This window comes from Trabulsiella guamensis ATCC 49490, from assembly GCF_000734965.1.
In the GTDB taxonomy this organism is placed as follows: Bacteria; Pseudomonadota; Gammaproteobacteria; order Enterobacterales; family Enterobacteriaceae; genus Trabulsiella; species Trabulsiella guamensis.
Genome location: NZ_JMTB01000126.1, coordinates 63,796 through 70,051, shown reverse-complemented (window position 1 = coordinate 70,051; position 6,256 = coordinate 63,796). Strand labels below are relative to the sequence as shown.

Genomic DNA, 6,256 nt, shown 5'->3' with positions numbered 1-6,256 from the left:
GGTACCCGAGGATGAAGCAATCCCACCCCCGTAGGTATACAGACCTGCTCCGTTTGCACCGTTAAGGTTGATGGTACCGTCGTTATTCACGGTACCTGAAGTGGCATTACTGTAGATGGCAGCATTGCGCAATGGTGCGTTACCTGCGGCAACAGGGTAATTACCATTGTCGGTAATCACACCGTCTTTACCCACAGTGACATTAACGTTTGTACCAGTAGCAACTATAGCATTGGAGTTTTGCATGCCAGTACCAATAATAATCTGACCATCGTTCTTCACAGTAGAATCAGATGCACCCCGAATACCCGTGTAACCTGTATGAACAACATCATCCCCCCCGCGTGAAACTGGGTCGGATGAAGTATTAACTGAAGCCTCTCTGCCTAAATATATAACACCGGCATATCCATTAGCGCTTCCATCCGCACCAGCATTTATAAACGCACCACCCGTAGTTACGTTAATAATGTTAGGATTTCCTGATACGTTACCATCAATTGTAGTACCAATATTTACAGCGCCATTATTTGTGGCAGTAGCATTATTACTAATCTCCAGCCACTTGCTTGTCCAGCCACCATTGACTGTTGTACCTCCCATATTTACTGTACCGTAGTTCTCAAGCGTAGTTCCGGCACCTGTAATAGTATCAACTACATTAGTTGAGTTTGTTCTGCTTTCAACCCCATTATTTATAATATGGCCACCACTATCAGCATCGAAAACTTTCACATTTTGACCTGTAACATTGATAATGCCATCATTAATAGCGGTACCACCGTTTTTAGCTTTTAATACTATGGCAGACATAGCACCACCTGCACTACCAATGTTAATACCCCCAGTGGATGATATCTGAGCTATAGCATTTGCTCCATTAGCGCGCATAACGATTCGCTCACCGGCTGGTATCATTGCAGGATCATCTGCCGGGATTGAAGGAGGTGTCAGTGTATACTGGTAATTAGTGACAATGTACGCTTTATTAAAAGCACTGTTGTACGCATTTTGTGCAGCACTCCCTGAGCCAAAGTTCTTTGCCGCAACCTGTTGCTGAAGCCAGGTGTTATAGTTTTTTAAATCATCCAGATTATTTACTGTTTTCTGTACTGTTGAGCCATCAGCCAAAGTAACTGTAAAATTCCCTGCGAATGTAAAATTTGACGCCGTAATAGTACGTGGATCGAATGCTGATGAATCAATCCCTGCTGCATCCCCTGCAAATCCCACAGCGTTAACAGAGTTCCAGTTTGCTGTACCATCAGTAACATCTATATATGTCGTATTTTTAACAGAAGCGTTAACGGCACCGGAGGCATTCATGTTAAACGTCCCACCACCAGAAACCTCTGCAATCTTCGCATCAACAAATGGACCGCTACCCGTAGGGGATGGTGAATAAATAGGTGTCGTCCCACTATTAGACCCCAAATATAGTTTACTGGTGTCATATGTTGTAATAGTAGTCGTAATATTTGTTGCCGGATTTGTTACTGCGATACCAATTGATTGAGAACCCACCTCTATTCTCTGGAATGATGAAGGGTCAACTGGGCCTGTGGCATAACCAGATTGATAAAGTGCAGCGATTGTCAAATATTGAACAGAAACGCCGCTAGCACCAGTAAATTTAACTGTTCCGCCTAAAGTATAGTCACTATTATCGTCAATAATAAAAGCGCGCCCCTCATTATTGGCTGTTCCTGGCGTATATGTCAGGTTACTGCAGTCATTCGTGCCACACGGTGTGGTTGAAGCTGTTACAGCTGGCGATATCCGGTCAGTCCCAGTACAACTGCTGCAGCGACAGCTGTCCGCCCACGTTTACCACGCGCTTTTGCAAACTCAGGAACGGCGACCCATGCCTGAGACGATTCGTTCCAGATGACTCTGTATGTCTTGTTCATTTTAATACCACCTACTACATATCCATGCAGATTGATTTACTGTTAATTTTCAGTGTGCCGGAATATATGTCATTTAAGCGTTGGCGTTGGCGTTGGCGTTGGCGTTGGCGTTGGCGTTGGCGTTGGCAGGATGACATATGACTTATTACGGCTCCTCCCTGATTCAATGCCTCCTTAATACAAACTATCGCCTTCACAGTAAATCAGACGGGAATACCATCCTAATCAATAAGTCTATTAATCTTAGTTAATTGTGGCTTTTTCCATGTAAAATGTTAATTAATGCCAGTTATTCATAACTAAAATGATTTAATGAATTAACAAATAAAAAAAAGAAAAATCGCTCCGTGATGAATGTGCAAAATGGCGTCTGAATCGTTCAATGTCTGGTTATCCTCAGTACTCCCCGGTTACGCTCCTGGGCTTTCTCTGATGGCTGGCATACCGACAATGAAAATGAAGGCTTTACACTTCCGGGATAAGCACAGTATACGGCTTCCTCAGAAGCCTCTGGTATCTCAACACGGACGCTGAACTGGTGGCGGCAGTTGCTGAGTTCCGGCTGGCCGGAGGCACTTATCGCTGGTACTGCACAACAGCAAAAACCCCCGTAAAGTGCACCGGGATATCACTCTCCGGGGGAATACCGGCGTCAGCGGGCATCGTTAACTTAAGATACAAAAGCTGTCTGGATATGGCGGGTCAAGAACATTCACAAAAAAAAAGTGGCATTCCTGCATTCGAAAAAAGATACCCTGAGTTTTCCTCTCTGGATATAGTATAATTTATTTTTTTATTTGCTGCTGAATAGAACTCCGGGAGTGTCTGCTCAAGCACATCCCGTCCAGGACTTTCTCCTTTTATAATATGAACTTCATCGGAGATTAGCGTATAACTATTTGCATCCTGCATAAAATCAAAATATATATCCCTGTTAATATTCAATTCATTTCCCCATCCCGGAAACAGGATACCTTCAACATTAACAACGCCTGAATGAGTCTGCTTATTGAAGTTAAAGCCGAGTGTAAGATGTTGTATTACCCCACCCTGAACATAAACCATTCTGGCGATACAGTTGATTCTGTTTGCATCTGCTTCAGTTTTGGATACATGAACAGCCACGAACACAGAAACAACTGTGATAATGACAGCAAAAATATATTTCACCTTCATAATTTTACTCATTTTATTTTATATCGCGATATTATACTGAGACACACCCCGTGGCGGCACCCTGTATTATATTGATACATTCAACGAATAACTCTGGCAAAACCCTGGTAATTTTTTAAAAGAAATAAATAACATTGTGATGCTGGCACTGTAAGACTGTAATGAATGCTCTGGTCTGCGTGCAGTACCGGAAGATTATCACCTGACCAGAACTCAAATTTATCATTGACAAGATAACCTTTAATCATGGCAGTATTACTGAAGATATTTAATCTATTGTCAGGGATTCCAAGCATACAGGATAACAGCATGGATGATAAGTGATTTTTCCATGAAAACAAATTACCCGGAGATTATAACTAAGCATAACTCATTGTTTTTATTTTGAATTTATAAAAAATTATTATGAACAGGATATATTTTAACATTTTGTGCTACCAGCATTCAGGTTGCACCACTGTACCATAGCCATAATGGTGATTATATTGATTATACTGATGTGTTTCCCCAGTACACACAGAGTTATTGGTGAGCGATCAACATGACTGGTTAAGATCACGAAATTCTTGATGTGTTCAGCAGTAATGTTACATGGTGGTCATTTTGGTGGTCTTGACAGAAATGGTTTTTTGCACTAGCTTAATAAACAGCCAGTTACTGGCAATGGCGATCCCAGTCAGAGGAGCCAGATTTAAAAAGCCTGCTTTCGAGCAGGCTTTTTGCTTTTCAACTGCATTTGATGCATCTGCCGAATGCTCTCACGGCAGCCAACACACTAAACTACGCCGTCGGCAGCACAATATCGCTTCCTGCCAGCGTGCCCATCTGGTTGTACATCATGCAGGCGGCGTCGACGATATGCATTGCCAGTGCCGCGCCGCTACCCTCACCCAGGCGCATTTCCATATTCAGGTAAGGTTCAAGCTGTAGCGCGTTCAGCGCCACGCGGGCGCCCTTCTCAGCAGAGACATGAGACGGAATCAGATAGGGTTTGATCGCAGGCGCAATCTGGCAGGCGGCAAGTGCAGATGCGTATGACAGAAAACCATCCAGCATGACCGGCAGACCGCAGCTGGCGGCGCCGAGCATCACGCCAGTCATGCCGACGAGATCAAATCCACCCACTTTTGCCAGCACATCGATGGCATCCCTGGCGTCAGGCTGGTTAATGTCGATGGCGCGACGCACCACATCGACTTTATGCGCCAGCTGGTTTACAGGGAGATTTGCGCCGACGCCAACCACCGCTTCCGGTTCGGTTTGTGTCAGTACACTGACCACCGCGGCAGCAGGCGTAGTGTTAGCCATTCCCAATTCACCGACGCCAAACAGCGTCACACCATCGGCGGCAAGCTGGCGTGTGTACTGCATGGAGGCCACCAGTAATGCGTTGGCCTGTTCGCGCGTCATCGCCGCTTCCCGTGCAATGTTGCCGCTGCCCCTTGCCATTTTCATGTTGACGACACCGGGGATCGGATCAGCATCAATGCCGACATCAATTACATGTACCTGCGCGCCAGCCTGCTTCGCCAGCACGCAGACGCCGGTATTCTGGCGCACCATATTTGCGGTCTGAATAGCGGTGACGATTTGCGGTGAAATGGTAACGCCTTCATGCCAGACGCCATGGTCGGCGCACATAACAATAATGGCTTTGTTATCAAGCCGTAGCTTACCGGCCAGACCGGGCATGCCCATTAATTGTACGGCCAGCGCCTCCAGTCGCCCGAGACTACCCGGCGGCTTCAGCAAACCATCAATATGCTGCTGCGCACGCGCCATCGCTTCTGTATCAGGTTGCGGAATAGTATTTAATAACGCATTCAGATTTTGCATCTTCAACGTTCCCTGTTACAGCAGAGCCAGCAGAAAGACGACTTCGCCCAGTTCGATTGCCGCGCCCAGCGTATCGCCGGTCTGTCCGCCAAGCGTGCGTTTGAGCAATTTTGCGATCACATAGATAGCAACAAGCGTGAACAAGAATGCCACCAGCCCGTTCATCCCCAGCAGCGCTATCGCCAGCACGGCGGTGATACCTACGGTAATAGCGGCCTGTCTGAACGTCACTTTGCCAATAAACAGGTTGCCCATCCCTTCATCACGGGCGTAGCGCTGTCCGTACATCAGCAGGACCGAAACGCCACGCCCGGCGGCGCAGGCGGCTGCAATCACCGAAGGCAACCAGACGCCACGTAGCGACAGTTCGCTAATCAGCAACACTTTCGCCAGCAACACAAAAATGAGCGCCAGCCCACCATTCGTCCCGAGACGGCTGTCACGCATGATCTCCAGCATCCGTTCACGTGGGCGCGAAGAGAAAACGCCGTCGCAGGTATCCGCGAGCCCGTCCAGATGCAGCCCACCAGTCAGCAATGCCAGTGTCAGTACCGCAAACAGCGCGGCCAGCGGCGTACCGCACCAGGTATGCAGCAGTGAGAACACCACTCCGCTCAGCGCCCCCAGCAGCAGGCCGACCAGCGGGAAGGTGATGATGCCACGGACATAATCCTGCAGTTCCACCCCCTGAGACCAGCGCTGCGGCACAGGCAGACGACTCATAAAAGAGAGCGTGGCAAAGAAAACCCTGTTCATTTTATTTTGACTCCTATACCTGACACCACCAGCCAGACGTCTTCTGCCGCCTGCGCCAGTTTTTGATTGGCTCGTCCGGCAATATCACGAAAATACCGTGCCAGCCGGTTCTCCGGCACAATACCCATTCCCACTTCGTTCGTGACCAGCACAACCGGCGACGGACAGCGCTGACACAAGGTAATCAGATGTGTAATTTCCTCGTCCACCCGTTGCTCCAGCGCGGCGTAATCCCAGGTGTCCGGATCACTGTCACCGCCTTCTGCAAAAAGGATATTGGTAATGAGCGTCGTAATGCATTCCAGCAGGATAGCCTCGTCGGGGTCGTTATCCGGCGTGATCACCTGTTCGAGGCGCTGCCAGCGCTCTTCAGTACGCCAGTGCGCCGGGCGATATTGGCGGTGATGGGCAATCCGCTCTGCCATCTCGTCATCGAAAATTTGCGATGTCGCGATGTAAAGCACGGAACGATAATGACTAAGCAACGACTCGGCATGGCGACTTTTACCGCTGCGGGCGCCACCGGTGATAACAATCATATTGCGGGTTCCTGATGCAGAAATGGGGCAGGTTTGAAT

Annotated in this window: 6 protein-coding genes and 1 pseudogene; 1 reads left to right on the top strand and 6 read right to left on the bottom strand. The window is 47.9% G+C overall.

Features of this window, described 5'->3' with window-relative positions:
* Positions 1-1,524, bottom strand: a 1,524-nt coding sequence (locus GTGU_RS22575; RefSeq protein ID WP_169741199.1) for a beta strand repeat-containing protein, incomplete at its 3' end; no start/stop codon positions are given.
* Between the two features lie 239 nt (positions 1,525-1,763).
* Positions 1,764-1,910 (bottom strand): ESPR domain-containing protein, encoded by a 147-nt coding sequence (locus tag GTGU_RS25530; RefSeq protein ID WP_084222846.1) that lies wholly within the window; start codon positions 1,908-1,910, stop codon positions 1,764-1,766.
* Between the two features lie 363 nt (positions 1,911-2,273).
* On the opposite strand from GTGU_RS25530, the pseudogene GTGU_RS26735 reads away from it, so the two are divergent.
* Positions 2,274-2,491, top strand: a pseudogene (locus tag GTGU_RS26735) (hypothetical protein); the annotation flags it as partial.
* Between the two features lie 121 nt (positions 2,492-2,612).
* Here the strand turns inward: GTGU_RS26735 and GTGU_RS22570 are convergent.
* The 4 genes from GTGU_RS22570 to cobU form a co-directional block, all read right to left on the bottom strand.
* Positions 2,613-3,086 carry a hypothetical protein gene (locus GTGU_RS22570; protein WP_038163006.1) on the bottom strand — a complete coding sequence of 158 codons (474 nt, stop codon included), beginning with the start codon at positions 3,084-3,086 and terminating at the stop codon, positions 2,613-2,615.
* 780 nt (positions 3,087-3,866) lie between these two features.
* Entirely contained in the window at positions 3,867-4,922 is a 1,056-nt protein-coding gene (cobT, locus tag GTGU_RS22565; protein ID WP_038163004.1) for a nicotinate-nucleotide--dimethylbenzimidazole phosphoribosyltransferase, read from the bottom strand.
* 15 nt (positions 4,923-4,937) lie between these two features.
* Entirely contained in the window at positions 4,938-5,678 is a 741-nt protein-coding gene (cobS, locus tag GTGU_RS22560) for an adenosylcobinamide-GDP ribazoletransferase (protein WP_038163001.1), read from the bottom strand.
* On the bottom strand, positions 5,675-6,217 hold the full coding sequence (gene cobU, locus GTGU_RS22555; RefSeq protein WP_038162998.1) for a bifunctional adenosylcobinamide kinase/adenosylcobinamide-phosphate guanylyltransferase: 543 nt from the start codon (positions 6,215-6,217) through the stop codon (positions 5,675-5,677). The genes cobS and cobU overlap by 4 nt, the downstream gene beginning before the upstream one ends.
* Positions 6,218-6,256 lie beyond the last annotated feature (39 nt).

Excerpts from the sequence above, each read along its gene's own strand:
- GTGU_RS25530 (WP_084222846.1), bottom strand. The coding sequence starts at position 1,910 with ATGAACAAGACATACAGAGTCATCTGGAACGAATCGTCTCAGGCATGG.
- GTGU_RS22570 (WP_038163006.1), bottom strand. The coding sequence starts at position 3,086 with ATGAAGGTGAAATATATTTTTGCTGTCATTATCACAGTTGTTTCTGTG.
- cobT (WP_038163004.1), bottom strand. The coding sequence starts at position 4,922 with ATGCAAAATCTGAATGCGTTATTAAATACTATTCCGCAACCTGATACA.
- cobS (WP_038163001.1), bottom strand. The coding sequence starts at position 5,678 with ATGAACAGGGTTTTCTTTGCCACGCTCTCTTTTATGAGTCGTCTGCCT.
- cobU (WP_038162998.1), bottom strand. The coding sequence starts at position 6,217 with ATGATTGTTATCACCGGTGGCGCCCGCAGCGGTAAAAGTCGCCATGCC.